A 16958-nucleotide genomic window follows, 5' to 3' on the forward strand; every position below is an offset into this window, starting at 1 on the left:
GAAAGCCGCGATGAACCAAAAAAAAGCCCGTCTAAAACGGGCGAATAGTCACAGATGCATTACACAAAAGTGGATACTGATGTTACTCAGTGGATTCACTTGCACTGATTTGCTTAATAGCTAGTCAGTAAATTTACAATAACGCAAATTTAACTTTGTGACTACTTATGCTTTTATTTTGAGTAACTATTTATTAATGGTGTGTTCTTCTTATGACGAGGTTCACACTAAAAATGTACTCAATGAAATATTAAAATGAAGTTTGCGAAGCATGATCTAAACGATCATCGACTGATGTCCGCGACGGTCGGTGCACATAGCGCCATAAGATCATTGAGATCCAGCGCAACGCCAGCCATTCGGTCGCCGGAGCTAATGGTTACGGTCGAGTTGTTTTGAATGGAAGGATCAAAAATGATCGGCATGTGTCTCTTGAGAGCGAGCGGACCAACACAACCCACTTTAAAACCGGTGATCGCTTCAACATCAGCGAGCGACACGCAGGTCATTCGACGGCAATTCAGTACCGAGCGTACTTTCTTGGGGTCGACAGAGCGATCGCCAGCAGTACAGGCTAACGCATACTGGTTGCCCATATCCTTGAGCAGGATGCACTTCACCATTTGAGAGGCGTCGATGCCTCGCTCTTGTGCAGTTTCTTCAATGCTGGTGGTTGGCTTGCTTTGCATCAGCAGGCGATAATTCACCTGCTGTTGATCCAGCCATTGTGTAATCTGCGTTTCCACGTGGTTACTCGTCGTCAAGGCTGTACGGCAGTGGCAGGATATTCCATGTTTGATCAGGCTGCGCGGTCAGTCGCAGCTGAACATCGTCATCAAGGTTGTTTGGCAGTACCATCAAACCAATCGCTCGGTTATCAGCAAATTGATAGACGTTTAATAGTCGGCCTGCGCCACGCCAGTTCTCACCCACACTACGTTCCAGTTCAATAGGGTTTTCTAACGACAGCACGTCCGCAGTTGTGCCCGACACAATGCGCATCTCACGCTTGTTCATGCCACGGTACTTAGCACGAGCAACCGTTTCTTGACCTGTGTAACAGCCTTTTGAAAAGCTGATACCGCCAATCGCTTGCAGGTTAAGCGCTTGAGGGATGTGCTCGTTTTGCTCTGCTTTCGATAGGTTAGGCTGAGCATCAAGAATTTCATGATATTGCCAAAGTGTTTCTGATACTTTCTCCGCAGCGCTGTTTGATACCAAGGCTTCAGCGGCTTCTTCTGTCACAAGTAGAGCCCAGCGGTTATCTGCAACTTGAACCGCTGTACCACCAGAGATAGCACGCACATTACTTTGGCTTTCTGAAATAGAATCAATGTATTGATTAGCTGACGAACCCATCACACCGATAACAACGTCAGACGTTTGCTCGATATCGACCTTAGAGAACACCGCGTACTTCTTGATTTCAACGAGCTCGACTTCAATCGCTGATTTAGGTTGCATGAGTGCGTAGCCACCGTTGTGGTGGAACAAACGAAAGATGCTCCATACCTTTCCTTTTGCATCACAGTGCGCGCCTAATGTGGATTCATCATTAGGAAGAGTGACGACATCGCACGTTACTTGACCCTGTAGGTACGACTTTTTGTCATCGCCTATCATGGTAATTGCACTCCAGTCTGATACGTGTGTCATCATCAGTTCTGGAAGCGATTCATTTTGCGTATGAGCGAGTGGCTGAAATATGTTTTTCCAATCCATTTTATCTTTCCTAAGAATTTTATTTGGCTCTATGTTAATCCGGTTCTGTTTCTTTGTCAGCCTAGGTTTTTTTGTGAGCTTAGATAGGGACTGTGACTCACATAGTAGTTGCAGGGCGTATGACTTGTTACACTCCGAGAAAGAAAAATTATAGGTGAGGATAGCCAATGTACACTGCAGAGCAGAAAGCACGAATTAAATGGGGTTGCCGTCGCGGCATGTTAGAACTTGATGTAGTCATCATGCCATTTTTCGAAGAGTGTTTTGATTCATTGCAAGAGCAGGAACAGCGCGAGTTTGTTTCTCTATTAGAGTGTGATGACCCAGATTTGTTTACTTGGGTGATGGGACACGGACGCAGTGAAAACCTAGGCCATGCATCAATGGTTGATAAAATTGTCGCACACAACCTCAGCAAGGTTCGTTAAGCTCCAGCTTAACCCTTCATATTCCGCATTATTCGCAAAGGGCACTGTTTTCGGGTGCCTTTTGTTTTTCATCGTCCTGTCTTCTATTCCACTTGTTGTCAGCCTTTATTGCTTGGCACTGCTGATTCATCTGCTTCAAACTAATCATCTGATTTTGAATAGTGCCCATGGCCGTTTTGATTATAAAGAGGATGGTGATATTCGACTCAATGACCGAACTTACCGACTCAAGTCCGTTGATAAGATCTGGGCGCAGTTCTTCGTTAAATTACAGTTTGAATGTGGGTACTCGGTACTGCTTTGGCGAGACAGCTGTTGCGAGCGCGAATATCGTCATTTTCTGGCGAACTTACAACGAACACGCTAGATAAAAGAAAGCGTTAGACAAAAGAAAAGGGAGCTCTCGGCTCCCTTTCGTTTAATCATTTTCCGCTGACGGCTAATTCGCTAAGCACGTTTAACCAATTATTATGATTGGCGTTTCTCTGGCGTCAGAATCGTTGGGCCACTGTCTTCAGCAAGTTCAGGGTAATCCAACGTGTAGTGTAGGCCGCGGCTCTCTTTGCGCTGCATTGCACAACGAACCATTAGCTCTGCCACTTGTAGCAAATTACGCAGTTCTAATAAGTTATTCGAAACCTTGAAGTAGCTGTAGTACTCATGAGTTTCTTGTTGCAGCATCTGAATACGGCGTAATGCACGCTCTAGTCGTTTATCCGTTCGAACAATGCCCATGTAATCCCACATGAACAGGCGCAGTTCGTGCCAGTTGTGTTGAATGATAACTTCTTCATCACTGTTGGTGACTTGGCTTTCATCCCATGCTGGCAGTTCTGCACACAGTTGAGATTGGTCGATGTTCTCAACGATATCTTTTGCTGCTGCCCATGCGTAAACCACACACTCAAGCAGTGAGTTAGAAGCCATACGGTTTGCACCGTGTAAGCCGGTGTAGCTCACTTCGCCAATCGCATACAAGTTCGTTAGGTCGGTTTGACCCTGCTTATTAACCATGACACCACCACACGTGTAGTGAGCGGCTGGTACGATAGGGATCGGCTCTTTGGTCATATCGATGCCCAAGTCCATCAAGCGAGTATGGATCATCGGGAAGTGCGCTGTGATGAATTCTTCAGGCTTGTGGCTGATATCAACATACATACAGTCGGCACCCAAGCGCTTCATTTCGAAGTCAATTGCACGAGCAACCACATCACGTGGCGCCAGTTCACCGCGCTCATCGAAGTCCTTCATAAAGCGAGAACCATCTGGACGACGCAAGTAAGCACCTTCACCACGCAGTGCTTCCGTTAGTAGGAAGTTACGCGCTTCTGGGTGGAATAAACAAGTTGGGTGGAACTGGTTGAACTCAAGGTTTGCCACACGACAACCCGCACGCCAAGCGATAGCAATACCATCACCTGAAGAAACATCTGGGTTAGAGGTGTATTGGTAAACCTTTGAAGCGCCGCCTGTTGCTAATACAACAAACTTAGCGCGCACGGTTTCAACATGTTCTTGGTTACGGTTCCAAATGTAGGCACCGATCACCTTGTCTTTTGAACCACCAATCTTATCTTCCGTGATCAAATCCAGCGCATTGTGGCGCTCGAAGATCTCGATATTTGGGTGGTTGTTGACGTTATCTTGTAGTGAGGTTTGCATCGCCATGCCAGTTGCATCGGCAGCGTGCAGAATTCTGCGGTGACTGTGGCCACCCTCACGAGTGAGGTGATATTTTGGTTGGCCTTCTGTGCTGTTCTCATCTTTATCAAATGGAACACCACCATCAATCAGCCATTGCACACACTCTTTCGCATTTTCAGCAATGAATTGAACTGTATCTTCTTCGCATAACCCAGCCCCAGCGATTTGAGTATCCTCTACATGAGACTCAATACTGTCCGACTCATCGAACACCGCGGCGATACCACCTTGTGCGTAATACGTCGATCCTTCGCTGCGTGGTCCTTTGCTTAATACAATTACTTTTGCATGTTCTGCTACGCGTAAGGCTAATGACAAGCCTGCCGCACCACTTCCTACCACTAATACATCACACTGATGTTCACGGTTTGCGTTCATAAAACTTATTAAATCCCGGGCTATAGTCGAGTTGTCCACTCTCAATTGACTTTGTCTTGTTTTAGGAGTTTGGCTAAGACTGTTATAATCTTCCTTGAGTCATCCTTAAACGCTATGCAAAATCAATATATAGACAGCTATCTAGAAATATTTAATTGCTCAATACCATTGCTTTTGCTCAAGTTTCCCCAAATTGATAGGGATAGCTATTTTTATTACATCACATTGTGAAACAATAATGGCAAATAATTTTAAGAAAGTTGGAACTTTCGGTATTTGGCTTAGTCACAATAGTGCTCTTGTAGACGGTGGTGTCAATACTACATTTCGCATAATTAGTACCCATATCTGTGAAGGTGAGGGTTATAACAATAGGAGTACCCGCTCGAATGAACGAGCAGCTAACCGATCAAGTGTTGATTGAGCGAGTTCAGAGTGGAGATAAGCAGGCATTTAACTTACTAGTGGTTAAGTATCAAAACAAAGTTTGTAATCTTATCTCTCGATACGTGAATAATTCCGGTGATGTACCTGATGTAGCACAAGAAGCTTTTATTAAAGCTTACCGCGCGATACCTAACTTTCGTGGCGAGAGTGCCTTCTATACATGGTTATACCGAATTGCCGTGAACACCGCTAAAAATCATATCGTTGCCCAAAGCCGTAGGCCGCCAGCAACCGATGTAGATGCAGAAGATGCAGAATATTACGAAACAGGCAGCGCGTTAAAAGAAATATCGAACCCTGAGAACTTAACGCTGTCTAAAGAATTGAAACAAGTTGTTTTTGGAGCGATTGAAGCGCTACCAGAAGACTTAAAAACTGCAATGACGTTGCGAGAGCTCGAAGGTTTGAGCTACGAAGAGATTGCAGAAGTAATGGATTGCCCTGTAGGAACCGTACGTTCGCGTATTTTCCGAGCTCGTGAAGCGGTGGAAAAGAAAATCAAACCTCTTTTGCAACGCTAGAACTTGTAATAATTATGGTGAAAATAATGGCTGATAAAGAAAAGCTTTCGGCACTCATGGATGGTGAAACGATCGATAAAGCTCTCATTGTAGATCTAGAATCTGATCAAGAAAGCATGGATACTTGGCAGAGTTACCATTTAATTGGTGATGTTATGCGTGGGGATTCGCCAGAAACTCCAGAGTGGAACATTGCTAATAGTGTAGCGGCAGCGCTTGAGAACGAGCCTGCACATGGTTCAATGTCGAACCTGCACCAAGTGAATGTTGAACCTACTGTTGCTCCAATTGAAGAGCAACCTAAACCTCAGCAAGCGAAGCGTCAGCTTCCGGCGTGGTTACAACAGTTTGGACAAGTTGCCGTGGCAGCGTGTGTTTCATTAGCCGTTGTATTAGGTGTTCAACAATATGGTGGTAGCGACCCTGCAGCACCAGAGCAGTTGCCTGTACTCCAGACGATTCCATTTGCCGGTTCTGCGGAACCAGTAAGTTTAACGCGTGACTCTGTTGAGAAACCAGCATCTGAAGCTAACTTGCAAGAGCAGCGCAAACGCGTTCATGCATTGTTAGAAGATTATGAGCTGCAGCTAAGATTAAACAGTGATGCATCGCCAATGCAAGATGCACATCTAGAATCGGACATTGAATGAAGAAAATCCTGGTCAGTGCACTGACACTGTTCAGCTTGATGTCTCCAACAGCCTTTGCAGAGGAAACCACTGCAAAGGCCTTGTTGCATCAAATGAACGAGGCCAGTCAGCATCTAAATTACGAACTCTCCTACATTTTGATAAAGAAGAGCAGTATTGAGCCTCTTGTTTATCGCCATGCGGTTAACGACGACCAACAACTTGCACACCTTGTTTATCTAAGCGGCCCTGTTCGTGAAGTCATTCGACGTGGCAACGAAGTTAGCTACATCGAGCCGGGTACAGAGCCATTTACGATTCAGTCAGGCAGCATGGTTGCGCCTGTTATTCCGATGATTAATCGAGATATCGAATCTCTGAATCAGTACTACGACTTTGTGAAAGTTGGTCGCTCTCGTGAAGCAGGTAGCACCACTCAAGTGCTGCGTGTCGTGCCGAAAGATGGCCTTCGCTACTCTTACGTGGTTTGGGTAGACGAAAAAACGAATCTTCCTTTGCGTGCCGACCTTTTGGATCGTGATGGCGAAGTGCTTGAACAGTACCGCACTATCTCTTACGTGGTGAACGATAAGATTGCTGAGGCTATGGGTGGCTTGAGCCAAGCTCAATTGCCGAAAGTTTTATCATTACCGGAAGGCTTAGTGAGTGAAACTAACTGGCAAGCGTCGTGGATTCCTGAAGGGTTTAAATCAAAAGAGCTTAGCCGCTATCAAATGGCTGCGACCGATAAAATGGTTGAAAGTCAGCTTTTCAGTGATGGACTGTTTAACTTTTCGGTTTATATCGCGGAAAAAGATGAGCATTCATTGAAAGGGCAGCTGGTGCGTCAAGGGCGTAGAACCTTGCACAGCTTAGTGATTGGCGATAAAGAGATCTCTGTGGTTGGTGACATTCCGCCGGCAACTGCAAAACGTATTGCTCAGTCAGTTACATTTAATAAATCGGTACAAGCGCAATGATGACCGCGCTGGCGACCGTTAGCTCGGTTGAACAAAAAGGTAAGCAATACTTTGTTCAATTGAGCTGCGAACAACAAACCAGTTGTAGCAGCTGTTCTTCTCAAAAAAACTGCGGTACGGGTATTGTGACCAAGGCTGTTGGCAATAAATCTTTGTTTTGGCAGCTTAAAACCAAAAGCTTAGTCAAAGCTGGACAAATCGTAGAAATTGGCTTTCCAGAAAAAAGCCTACTTCAGTCGGCGGCGATTGTTTATCTCATCCCACTTTTCATGTTGATGATTGGTGCTGGTTTTGGGCAACTCTTGTTACAACCCTTACTCCAGGGGGGCGAGGGCATTGTTATCTTAAGTGCAGCACTGTTTACTGCTGGTGGGATTGCCTTAGCGAAGCGGTTAGCCAAACCCATGGAAGACAAATCCAAGCAAGAAGTCGTCTTGATTCGAATCCTAGGTGAGTCTCTCGTCTAATTTATGATGCTTCTTGCCCTTAAATTGGGTAGAATCTGCCAACTTGATTGAAATGCCGCCACCAATGCTGACTGTAGATTGGACGCGTCGCGGCTTTCTTATTATCCCTATTCAAAGAGTTTAGTCACACCAAGCCTATGAAGCACATTCGTAATTTTTCGATTATCGCCCACATCGACCACGGTAAGTCGACCCTTTCTGACCGCTTAATCCAAGTTTGTGGAGGATTAAGTGAACGTGAGATGGCAGCTCAAGTCCTCGATTCTATGGATATAGAACGCGAGCGTGGTATTACAATTAAAGCGCAGAGTGTGACTTTAGATTACAAAGCTAAAGATGGTGAAACTTACCAACTTAACTTTATCGACACTCCTGGACACGTAGACTTCTCTTACGAAGTATCTCGTTCTCTAGCGGCTTGTGAAGGCGCACTACTTGTAGTGGATGCTGGCCAAGGTGTTGAAGCACAAACTCTAGCAAACTGTTACACAGCAATCGAAATGGAACTGGAAGTAGTGCCAATCTTGAACAAGATTGACCTACCAGCTGCTGAACCAGAACGTGTTGCTGAAGAAATCGAAGAGATCGTTGGCATCGATGCGATGGAAGCGACTCGCTGTTCTGCGAAAACAGGTTTGGGTGTTGATGATGTTCTAGAAAACATCGTGACGGCAATCCCGCCACCGGAAGGTGATCCTGAAGCGCCTCTACAAGCGTTGATCATTGACTCTTGGTTCGATAACTACCTTGGCGTAGTTTCTTTGGTTCGTATCAAAAACGGTAAGCTGAAGAAGAACGATAAGATCAAAGTAATGTCGACAGACCAAGTATGGGGTGTTGACCGTCTAGGTATCTTCACGCCTAAGCAAATCGATACTACAGAGCTAAATACTGGCGAAGTAGGTTGGGTTGTTTGTGGTATTAAAGACATCCTAGGTGCACCAGTTGGTGATACGTTGACGCTTGCAAAAGGCGGCAGCACTGAACGTCTACCTGGTTTCCAAAAAGTGAAGCCTCAGGTATACGCTGGTCTATTCCCTGTATCATCTGATGACTACGAAAACTTCCGTGACGCGTTAGGCAAATTAAGCCTGAACGATGCATCACTGTTCTTTGAACCAGAAAGTTCAGCAGCACTTGGTTTTGGTTTCCGTTGTGGCTTCTTAGGAATGCTTCACATGGAGATCATCCAAGAGCGTCTAGAGCGTGAATACGACCTAGACCTAATCACAACTGCTCCAACAGTAGTGTATGAAGTTGTAAAAACAGATAAAACGGTTCTTTACGTTGATAGCCCGGCTAAACTGCCAGCGGTTAATGACCTAGAAGAAATTCGTGAGCCAATTGCACGCTGTAATATTCTGGTACCTTCGGATTACCTAGGTAACGTAATCACACTGTGTGTTGAGAAGCGTGGCGTACAAGTAGACATGGTCTACCACGGTAACCAAGTTGCTGTGACGTACGATCTTCCTATGGCAGAAGTAGTTCTAGACTTCTTCGACCGTCTGAAGTCAACGTCTCGCGGCTATGCATCATTGGATTACAACTTCCAACGTTACGAGCCATCAAACATGGTACGTGTAGACGTACTGCTGAATGGCGAAACAGTTGATGCACTAGCTATCATTACGCACAAAGATATTGCTCAGTCTCGTGGTCGTCTACTGGTAGAGAAGATGAAAGAATTCATCCCTCGTCAGATGTTCGATATCGCGATTCAAGCAGCGATTGGTAACCACATCATTGCTCGTTCTACAGTGAAACAACTGCGTAAGAACGTAATCGCAAAATGTTACGGTGGTGATATCAGTCGTAAGAAGAAACTTCTTAAGAAACAAAAAGAAGGTAAGAAGCGTATGAAGCAGATCGGTAACGTTGAACTGCCTCAAGAAGCTTTCCTTGCAATCCTTCATGTTGGCAAAGATTAACTTTATCCAGCATTAAACGAATAATTGAAAGTGAAAGAGTCGCTCGCTACTCTTTCACTTTCGTTATTTTTAAAGAAATGAAATTTAAGGGATATCAATGGCTAATACATTTTCGCTTATCTTAGTGATCGTAACTCTAGTGACCGGCATTGTATGGGCGTTGGAAAAGTTTGTGTGGGCGAAGAAGCGCCAGCAAAAGCTTGCTGACGTTGAAGCACAATCGAATGGCCTAGACGCTGAAACTAGCGCAAAAGTTACGGCTCAACCTTGGTGGGTTGAGAACAGTGTGTCCATTTTCCCGGTAATTGCATTTGTTTTGGTTCTGCGTTCATTTATTTATGAACCGTTTCAAATCCCTTCTGGCTCGATGATGCCAACGCTTTTGGTTGGTGACTTCATCTTGGTAGAGAAGTACGCGTACGGTCTAAAAGACCCAGTATGGCGCACTCAACTGGTAGAAACGGGCAAGCCAGAGCGTGGTGATTCAATCGTATTTAAGTACCCACCTCAGCCTAACATCGACTACATCAAGCGTGTTGTTGGTATGCCAGGTGACACCATTCGCTACAGCAGTCGTAAAGAGATCTGCATTCAGGCGAAGGGTACAAGTAGCTGTGAACCAGTGAAACTAAGTAATGTTGAAGAGAGCCAATTTATTCAAGATGGTGTGCCTCTGATTCAGCTGAACGAACAGCTTGGAGACGTAGAACACCAGATTTTAGTTAACCCATTGCGCCGCGATCGTGTGCAAGCATATCAGCCTCGCAATGGTGTTAACGAATGGGTCGTTCCAGAAGGCCAGTACTTTGTGATGGGTGATAACCGTGACAACAGTGCCGATAGCCGTTACTGGGGCTTTGTCCCTGAAGCAAACCTTGTTGGTAAGGCCGTTGCTATTTGGATCAGCTTCGAATTCGAACGCGGTTCAGACAGTGTACTTCCAACATGGATTCCTACTGGTGTGCGTTTTAATCGCATCGGTGGGATTCATTAATCGATCACATAACACATCGAGAGAGCATGAATTCTCCAATTGATAAACTAGAGAGAAAGATTGGCTATCAGTTTAATGATGCCGATCTTATCCACTTGGCGCTGACTCACCGCAGCGCCGCAGGTAAACATAACGAACGTCTTGAGTTTCTGGGCGATTCAATTTTAAGTTTTGTTATCGCTGATGATCTTTACCACCGTTTTCCTAAGGTAAACGAAGGTGATATGAGCCGCATGCGCGCAACATTAGTACGTGGTCATACATTGGCAGAACTAGGTCGTGAATTCGAACTAGGAGATTACTTAAAATTAGGTCCAGGTGAGTTGAAGAGTGGCGGTTTCCGTCGTGATTCTATTCTAGCGGATGCGGTTGAAGCGGTCATCGGCGCTGTCTATTTAGATAGTGATACCGAGACGGTTCGCGGCATTATTTTAAGCTGGTACCAATCTCGCCTAGATGCTATTCAGCCTGGAGTATCTCAAAAAGATCCGAAAACTCGCCTACAAGAGTTTTTGCAAGGTCGAAGAAATCCTCTACCTGTCTACACAGTGACTAATATTAAAGGTGAAGCACACAACCAAGAGTTTACGGTTGAGTGTGAAGTGGCAGGTGTGGATAAACCTGTTATCGGTAAAGGCACTAGCCGCCGCAAGGCAGAACAAGCGGCTGCTGAAACAGCATTAGAGCAACTAAGCAATGTCTGATAACAACCAAGATTTCGATATCGATGCATTCTTTTCATCTGATAGCAAAAAAACAGGCCTACCGGAAAACCAACACTGTGGCTTCATCGCTATTGTCGGTCGCCCAAATGTAGGTAAGTCGACGCTTCTGAACCATATTCTGGGTCAGAAGATTTCTATTACATCACGTAAACCACAGACGACACGTCACCGTATTATGGGCGTTGAAACTGAGGGTGATTACCAAGCGATCTTTGTTGATACTCCTGGACTTCATATTGAAGAAAAGCGTGCCATCAACCGCTTGATGAACCGTGCGGCGAACAGCTCATTGAGTGATGTAAACCTAGTATTCTTCCTTGTCGATGGTACTCACTGGACTGACGACGATGAGATGGTTCTGAACAAACTGAAGAAGACTGACTTCCCAGTTGTACTTTGCATCAACAAAGTAGATAACGTTCAAGACCGTACTAACGTGATGCAGCACATGATGGAAGTATCTAAGAAGATGGACTTCATTGATGTAGTGCCAATCTCAGCGAAGCAAGGTAAAAATATTGATGTACTGCGTAAGCACGTACGTGAACATTTACCTAAAGCGACACACCACTTCCCTGAAGAATACGTGACTGATCGCTCGCAACGTTTTATGGCCTCTGAAATTATCCGTGAAAAGCTGATGCGCTTTACGGGTGACGAGCTACCTTACTCGGTAACGGTTGAAATCGAACGTTTCGATTACAACCCAGATAACGATGGCTTCCACATCAATGCACTGATTCTTGTTGAGCGTACAGGCCAGAAGAAAATGGTGATTGGTAAAGCGGGCGAGAAGATCAAAACGATTGGTCGTGAAGCGCGTATCGATATGGAAGAGCTATTCGGCCGTAAGGTTTACCTAGAGACTTGGGTCAAGGTTAAATCTGGCTGGGCTGATGATGAGCGTGCACTTCGCTCGTTAGGCTACATCGACGATCTATAATATATTGAACGTCACTTTCTGAGATTAAGAAAGTTGAACTGAAGATAAATCCAAGAGAGAGTGCGAACTCTCTCTTTTTGTATCTGTAATAAGGGTAAGTGATTGAGCGAAGGGTTACAGCGATGCTTTGTGTTGCACCGTCGACCATACAGTGAGTCGAGCCTGATCTTGGACGTCTTCAGCGAAGAGTTCGGTCGGGTGACGTTGATGTCTAAAGGCGCTCGCAGCAAGCGTTCCAATTTGAAAGGTGCATTACAACCTTTTACGCCGCTATTGCTTAAGTGGTCTGGTAATGGTTCGATGAAAACCTTACGCCAAGCTGAACCCATCAGCTTGGGGCTCCCTCTCGCCGGTATTAATCTGTATTCAGGCATGTACGTGAACGAGCTTATCGGTCGGGTATTGATGGCGGAAGTACCGATGCCTGCACTTTTTCACGACTATCTTCATGCTTTAACAGAGCTGGCGCATAATGATAATCCTGAGCCAGCACTGCGTCGCTTTGAGCTGGCTCTATTATCTGCTATGGGTTACGGCGTCGACTTTTTACACTGCGCGGGCACTGGCGAAGCGATTGATCCGAGCATGACTTATCGCTATCGAGAGCAGAAAGGTTTCATCGCTTCAGTACGTCGAGATAACCTGACTTTTATGGGCGATGAACTTATTGCAATCAGCGAACGTAGGTTTATCACTAAAGAGCAGTTAAAAGCGGCAAAACGCTTTACACGCATAGCCTTAAAGCCGTATCTTGGCGGCAAACCATTAAAAAGTAGAGAGCTATTTATGCCAACAATAGCCCTCTCCAGAGCACGGAGTATTGGAAAATGAGCTCAATCCTTTTAGGCGTTAATATCGACCATATTGCAACACTACGTAATGCACGTGGTACTAAATACCCAGATCCAGTACACGCAGCTGAAATCGCTGAACGTGCTGGTGCAGATGGCATTACTATTCACCTGCGTGAAGACCGTCGTCACATCGTTGATCGCGATGTGCGTATTCTGGCTGAAACACTTCAAACTCGCATGAACTTGGAGATGGCCGTAACGGACGAGATGGTTCAAATTGCACTCGATACTAATCCTGAGTTTGTTTGTCTGGTTCCTGAAAAACGTGAAGAGCTAACCACTGAAGGTGGCTTGGACGTAGTTGGTCAACTAGAGAAGATCAAAGCGGCGACACAAAAACTGTCTGCAGCAGGTATCAAGGTATCTCTGTTTATCGATGCTGACCGTGAGCAAATCGATGCTGCAAAAGCGTGTGGCGCACCGTTCATTGAACTGCACACGGGTCACTATGCTGATGCTAAGACAGAAGAAGATCAACAAGACGAGCTTAAGAAGATCGCAGCAGGCGCAAGCTATGCAGATGACTTAGGTATCACAGTCAATGCGGGTCATGGTCTGACTTACCACAACGTAGCACCGATTGCGGCACTTCCAGAGATCTACGAGCTGAACATCGGTCACTCGATCATGGGACGTGCAGTGTTTGATGGCTTAAACAAAGCCGTTGCAGACATGAAAGCAATCATGGAAACAGCACGTAACAACGCTTAGTTCGGCAAGTCGTCGGCACTAAGCGATGTACAGTTAATCATTAGACAGAAGTTAAGTAGTAGAGGAAACATGGCAGTTGTTGGATTAGGTACAGATATCGCAGAAATCGAACGTGTCGAGAAGGCGCTGTCGCGAAGTGGCGACGCTTTTGCTCAGCGTATTTTGACCGATTCTGAGTTTGAAGTATTCCAACAGTTGAAGCAAAAAGGCCGTTACCTTGCAAAACGTTTTGCTGCTAAAGAAGCTGCATCTAAGGCGTTAGGTACGGGGATTGCGCTGGGTGTTACCTTCCACGACTTTGAGATTTCAAACGATGAGCATGGTAAGCCAGTATTGAGCTTACACAAGAAAGCGCGTGAAATCGCAGAGGCGAATGGCACAACATCGATTCATCTGACTATCTCGGATGAGCGTCACTACGCTGTGGCAACGGTGTTACTCGAATCGTAAACAGATTATCGCGACTTTATATCTAGTGCTCTTGGCTCTAGACAGAAAAAAGCAGAGCTCATGAGCTCTGCTTTTTTATTGGCGGGTAAACCCTCTAAAGAATACTAGTGAGTAACAAGTACCCGCTAGGCCTTCGCCTGTTTCAAGTAGTGAATCGCGGTTGCTTGAACCTTATCTAATTCATCCTGAAGCTCGAAAAGCTCAGGTTCAATGTCTTCAACAGAAGTACCTGAACGCAGCTCTTTCTCTATTGTCGCACATACCGATTTTAGCCTTGGTACGCCGCTGTACGAGCTGCTGCCATGCATCTTGTGAATGATGTGTATCAGCTCTTCAACTGGATAGTCACTGTCTTCTATCGCTTTGTCTGCTGCCTCATACACCTCTGGAATAAAGTCGACGAGCATTTGCAGCATATCGCGTGCGAGGTCTTCTTTATTGGCGGCTTGTTTCATCGCAGCTTGCCAATCAATGATGATGTTTGTGTGCACGCTGGCTTCAGTTTCTGACACCGGACCGTTGTCGACTTCAGCAGAGACCGCTGGGTGGTCTGGATCTATTTTTTCGATGAGCTCAACCTCAGAGGTCGAGCTCCAATGAATCAGAACCTGCTGTAAAACATGCTCTTCAATAGGTTTGGTTAGGTAGTCATCCATGCCCGCTTCAAGCAGTCGATCTCGTTCGCCAATCATTGCATGTGCGGTCACGGCAATTACAGGTGTATTCGCATTGTTCGCCAGTTTTTTGATGTTCTGACAAGCGGTTACACCGTCCATCTGTGGCATTTGAATATCCATGAAGATGATATCAAATGGCGTCTCTGTCGCTTTGTCTATCGCCTGCTGACCACTGGTACAACTGATGACGGTTTCTACACGCTCTTTAAGCAGCGCGGTAATCAACTTAAGGTTGGCTGGGTTGTCGTCTACTGCCATCACAGTAAGCGGTAACTTCTCTTCAGAATGCGTTTCAATCGCTGGTGCAATCAAGGTAGGTGCCTGATTCGATACCAGAGTTTGCAGCAACTTCTTACGAGAAAGAGGCTTGGTGATGCACTGAACATCGACCTCTTTCATTAGTTGCTCACCCAACGCTAGCTCGGTACTTGGTGTACCAATAATCACGTTTTGAGCAATCTTCTTCGCACCGATCGCCCAACCACTCACAGTATCAAATTGATACTCTTGGTTGGCGGCTAGGTTAAGCAGAACGTAGTCATACGAGGTCGTCTCATCTGGCATCACCGAACGATACGTTACCACTAAGCCTTCTTGGGTTAGGATTTGCTGAGTAATCGATGCCGCTTGCATGTTTGGCTCGATAAGCAGCAGTTGTTTGTCTTGCAGACACTGCGTCTCAATCAGCTCTGTCATCGGCATATCAGTCGTTGATAGTCTCAAGGTGAACCAGAAGGTAGAGCCTTGGTGAAGACGACTGGTTAGGCTGATCTCTCCGCCCATTTGGCTGACCAGTTTTTGGGTGATAACCAGACCTAAGCCTGTACCGCCGTAACGACGAGAGATACTTGCATCGGCTTGGCTGAAAGCTTGGAAAAGCTGAGCTTGTTGACGCTCAGAAATACCAATACCCGTATCGCGAACCATGAATTGCAGCTCGATGTTGTCTTCACTTTGTGAGCGAAGCTCAACGCTGATATCAATGTTGCCGCGTTCGGTAAACTTGATTGAGTTACCAACAAGGTTGGTTAGGATCTGCTGAATACGCAGTGGATCGCCCACCACACCTGGCGGTACTTTAGGGTCGATCTTCAGTGTCAGTTCTAGGCCTTTCTCATGAGCGTTGGTTGCTTGAAGGTTTACTACCTCTTCAAGGCTGGCTTGGAATTCAAATGGGATGTTCTCTAGGGCTAATTTACCGGCTTCAAGTTTCGAGAAGTCCAAGATATCGTTGATGATGCTAAGCAGGTTGTTTGCCGAGCGTTCAATGGTTTGTAGGTAATCGGTTTGACTGTTCGATAGGTGAGTCTTGAGCATTTGACGAGTAAAGCCAATCACACCGTTCAGCGGCGTTCTCAATTCGTGAGACATATTCGCTAAGAACTCAGACTTAACACGAGCCGCTTCTTGAGCGCGTTTCTTCGCGATGTCTAACTCAACGTTTTGAATCTCTAGCTGTTCAAGAGTTTCACGCAAATCTGATGTGGCCTGGTCGATACTGTGCTGCATCTCGACGTGATACTCTGATAGCGATACCGCCATCGCATTGATACCGTTTTTCAGCGAGTCTAGCTCACCATGCATCTTACCTTCGATACGCACATCTAGGTGACCTCGACGAATTCGGTCGACCATGTTTTTCATGTGTGTGATCGGTTGAGTGACATCGTGCATTAAGCGGAACGCAAACACGCCCGATAAACCAAGCCCGAGAATCAACACTAAGAATGCAGAGAACACTTCTTGATATTGCTGCAATCGAAGTGATGAAAGATCTAATTCAATCGCAATGTAGCCGATCGCTTGATTAGCTTGAGACTGACCGTTGGCTGAATTGATGTACTGGCCTTCGGCGATGATAGGTGTCCGCAGAATCAGCGTATTATCGAGAAGGTTCGATGAGCTTAAATGCGGGATCGGTTTATCTTTGGGGTAGGTCAGGCTTTCAAAATCGGGGTGGAAGTTTGAGGTTACAAACAACTCATGACGCTCATCAAACACCGCGATACTGCGCACTAGCTTAGAATTCTTTCGATGCGCATAGCTAATAAGCTGACGAACAGACTCTCGACTTTCGAGCTTCATGCCTGATTCACTCGTAATCGCAAGTGGCTCAATGATGCTAGTACCAGTGTTAACCACTTGACCTTCAAGGTCTTGATAGCGGTTAAATGAGAAAAATGCACTCAATAGCAACCCAATAATCAAGGTTGGAGCTAGAGTTAAGGTAATTACACGGGCTCTTAAGCCATATCTGGTCATGTTCTTTAATTACATCGAGGTCTGGATATGGGAAAATAACGCACACAATGGCGGTTAAGTGAACGGTAAGCTTAATCAAAGCCGTGACGTTCGACAATGATTCCAAGACATAATAGTGAGTCCTGGATACCA

17 protein-coding genes are annotated in these 16958 nt (G+C 45.7%); 13 read left to right on the forward strand and 4 right to left on the reverse strand.

The window, feature by feature from the left end; all coding sequences use genetic code 11:
* Nucleotides 1-284 precede the first annotated feature (284 nt).
* Complete coding sequence (locus tag AB4329_RS03395; RefSeq protein WP_029235114.1) at nucleotides 285-746, reverse strand: aminoacyl-tRNA deacylase; 462 nt, start codon at nucleotides 744-746, stop codon at nucleotides 285-287.
* Nucleotides 747-750: 4 nt separating this feature from the next.
* The gene (gene ygfZ, locus AB4329_RS03400) at nucleotides 751-1722 is read right to left on the reverse strand and encodes a tRNA-modifying protein YgfZ (protein ID WP_372074340.1); all 972 of its coding nucleotides are present in this window, start codon (nucleotides 1720-1722) and stop codon (nucleotides 751-753) included.
* A 167-nt stretch (nucleotides 1723-1889) separates the two neighbouring features.
* On the opposite strand from ygfZ, the gene AB4329_RS03405 reads away from it, so the two are divergent.
* Nucleotides 1890-2150, forward strand: a complete 261-nt coding sequence (locus AB4329_RS03405) for a succinate dehydrogenase assembly factor 2 (protein ID WP_004735374.1) — start codon at nucleotides 1890-1892, stop codon at nucleotides 2148-2150.
* Nucleotides 2098-2517 (forward strand): protein YgfX, encoded by a 420-nt coding sequence (locus tag AB4329_RS03410; protein WP_372074337.1) that lies wholly within the window; start codon nucleotides 2098-2100, stop codon nucleotides 2515-2517. Before AB4329_RS03405 ends, AB4329_RS03410 begins: the two co-directional genes overlap by 53 nt.
* Before the next feature lie 101 nt (nucleotides 2518-2618).
* Here the strand turns inward: AB4329_RS03410 and nadB are convergent, their stop codons facing one another.
* Nucleotides 2619-4235, reverse strand: coding sequence for an L-aspartate oxidase (nadB, locus tag AB4329_RS03415; RefSeq protein WP_017059049.1), 1617 nt, complete (start codon nucleotides 4233-4235; stop codon nucleotides 2619-2621).
* A 389-nt stretch (nucleotides 4236-4624) separates the two neighbouring features.
* Here nadB and rpoE point away from each other — a divergent pair, with 389 nt between their 5' ends.
* From rpoE to acpS, 11 genes are all read left to right on the forward strand, one after another.
* On the forward strand, nucleotides 4625-5203 hold the full coding sequence (gene rpoE / locus AB4329_RS03420; RefSeq protein ID WP_008223963.1) for an RNA polymerase sigma factor RpoE: 579 nt from the start codon (nucleotides 4625-4627) through the stop codon (nucleotides 5201-5203).
* Nucleotides 5204-5229: 26 nt separating this feature from the next.
* Complete coding sequence (locus AB4329_RS03425; protein ID WP_017063205.1) at nucleotides 5230-5853, forward strand: sigma-E factor negative regulatory protein; 624 nt, start codon at nucleotides 5230-5232, stop codon at nucleotides 5851-5853.
* Nucleotides 5850-6812 carry a sigma-E factor regulatory protein RseB gene (rseB, locus tag AB4329_RS03430; protein ID WP_017059047.1) on the forward strand — a complete coding sequence of 321 codons (963 nt, stop codon included), beginning with the start codon at nucleotides 5850-5852 and terminating at the stop codon, nucleotides 6810-6812. The genes AB4329_RS03425 and rseB overlap by 4 nt, the downstream gene beginning before the upstream one ends.
* On the forward strand, nucleotides 6809-7279 hold the full coding sequence (locus AB4329_RS03435) for a SoxR reducing system RseC family protein (protein ID WP_017059046.1): 471 nt from the start codon (nucleotides 6809-6811) through the stop codon (nucleotides 7277-7279). Before rseB ends, AB4329_RS03435 begins: the two co-directional genes overlap by 4 nt.
* Before the next feature lie 137 nt (nucleotides 7280-7416).
* Entirely contained in the window at nucleotides 7417-9210 is a 1794-nt protein-coding gene (gene lepA / locus AB4329_RS03440; RefSeq protein WP_017059045.1) for a translation elongation factor 4, read from the forward strand.
* Between the two features lie 97 nt (nucleotides 9211-9307).
* Nucleotides 9308-10204, forward strand: coding sequence for a signal peptidase I (gene lepB / locus AB4329_RS03445; RefSeq protein WP_017068697.1), 897 nt, complete (start codon nucleotides 9308-9310; stop codon nucleotides 10202-10204).
* 26 nt (nucleotides 10205-10230) lie between these two features.
* Entirely contained in the window at nucleotides 10231-10908 is a 678-nt protein-coding gene (gene rnc, locus AB4329_RS03450) for a ribonuclease III (RefSeq protein WP_017066012.1), read from the forward strand.
* Nucleotides 10901-11872, forward strand: coding sequence for a GTPase Era (era, locus tag AB4329_RS03455; protein WP_017059042.1), 972 nt, complete (start codon nucleotides 10901-10903; stop codon nucleotides 11870-11872). The genes rnc and era overlap by 8 nt, the downstream gene beginning before the upstream one ends.
* Nucleotides 11873-11974: 102 nt before the next feature.
* Entirely contained in the window at nucleotides 11975-12703 is a 729-nt protein-coding gene (recO, locus tag AB4329_RS03460; RefSeq protein WP_019826299.1) for a DNA repair protein RecO, read from the forward strand.
* Nucleotides 12700-13437 (forward strand): pyridoxine 5'-phosphate synthase, encoded by a 738-nt coding sequence (pdxJ, locus tag AB4329_RS03465; protein ID WP_017059040.1) that lies wholly within the window; start codon nucleotides 12700-12702, stop codon nucleotides 13435-13437. Before recO ends, pdxJ begins: the two co-directional genes overlap by 4 nt.
* A 69-nt stretch (nucleotides 13438-13506) precedes the next feature.
* Nucleotides 13507-13887 (forward strand): holo-ACP synthase, encoded by a 381-nt coding sequence (gene acpS, locus AB4329_RS03470; RefSeq protein ID WP_017059039.1) that lies wholly within the window; start codon nucleotides 13507-13509, stop codon nucleotides 13885-13887.
* 125 nt (nucleotides 13888-14012) lie between these two features.
* Here the strand turns inward: acpS and barA are convergent, their stop codons facing one another.
* A complete protein-coding gene (gene barA, locus AB4329_RS03475) occupies nucleotides 14013-16826 on the reverse strand; it encodes a two-component sensor histidine kinase BarA (protein WP_017059038.1) in 2814 nt (937 codons plus the stop codon).
* Nucleotides 16827-16958: the final 132 nt, after the last annotated feature.

The organism is Vibrio sp. 10N.261.54.A5, assembly GCF_041471145.1.
GTDB lineage: Bacteria > Pseudomonadota > Gammaproteobacteria > Enterobacterales > Vibrionaceae > Vibrio > Vibrio crassostreae_C.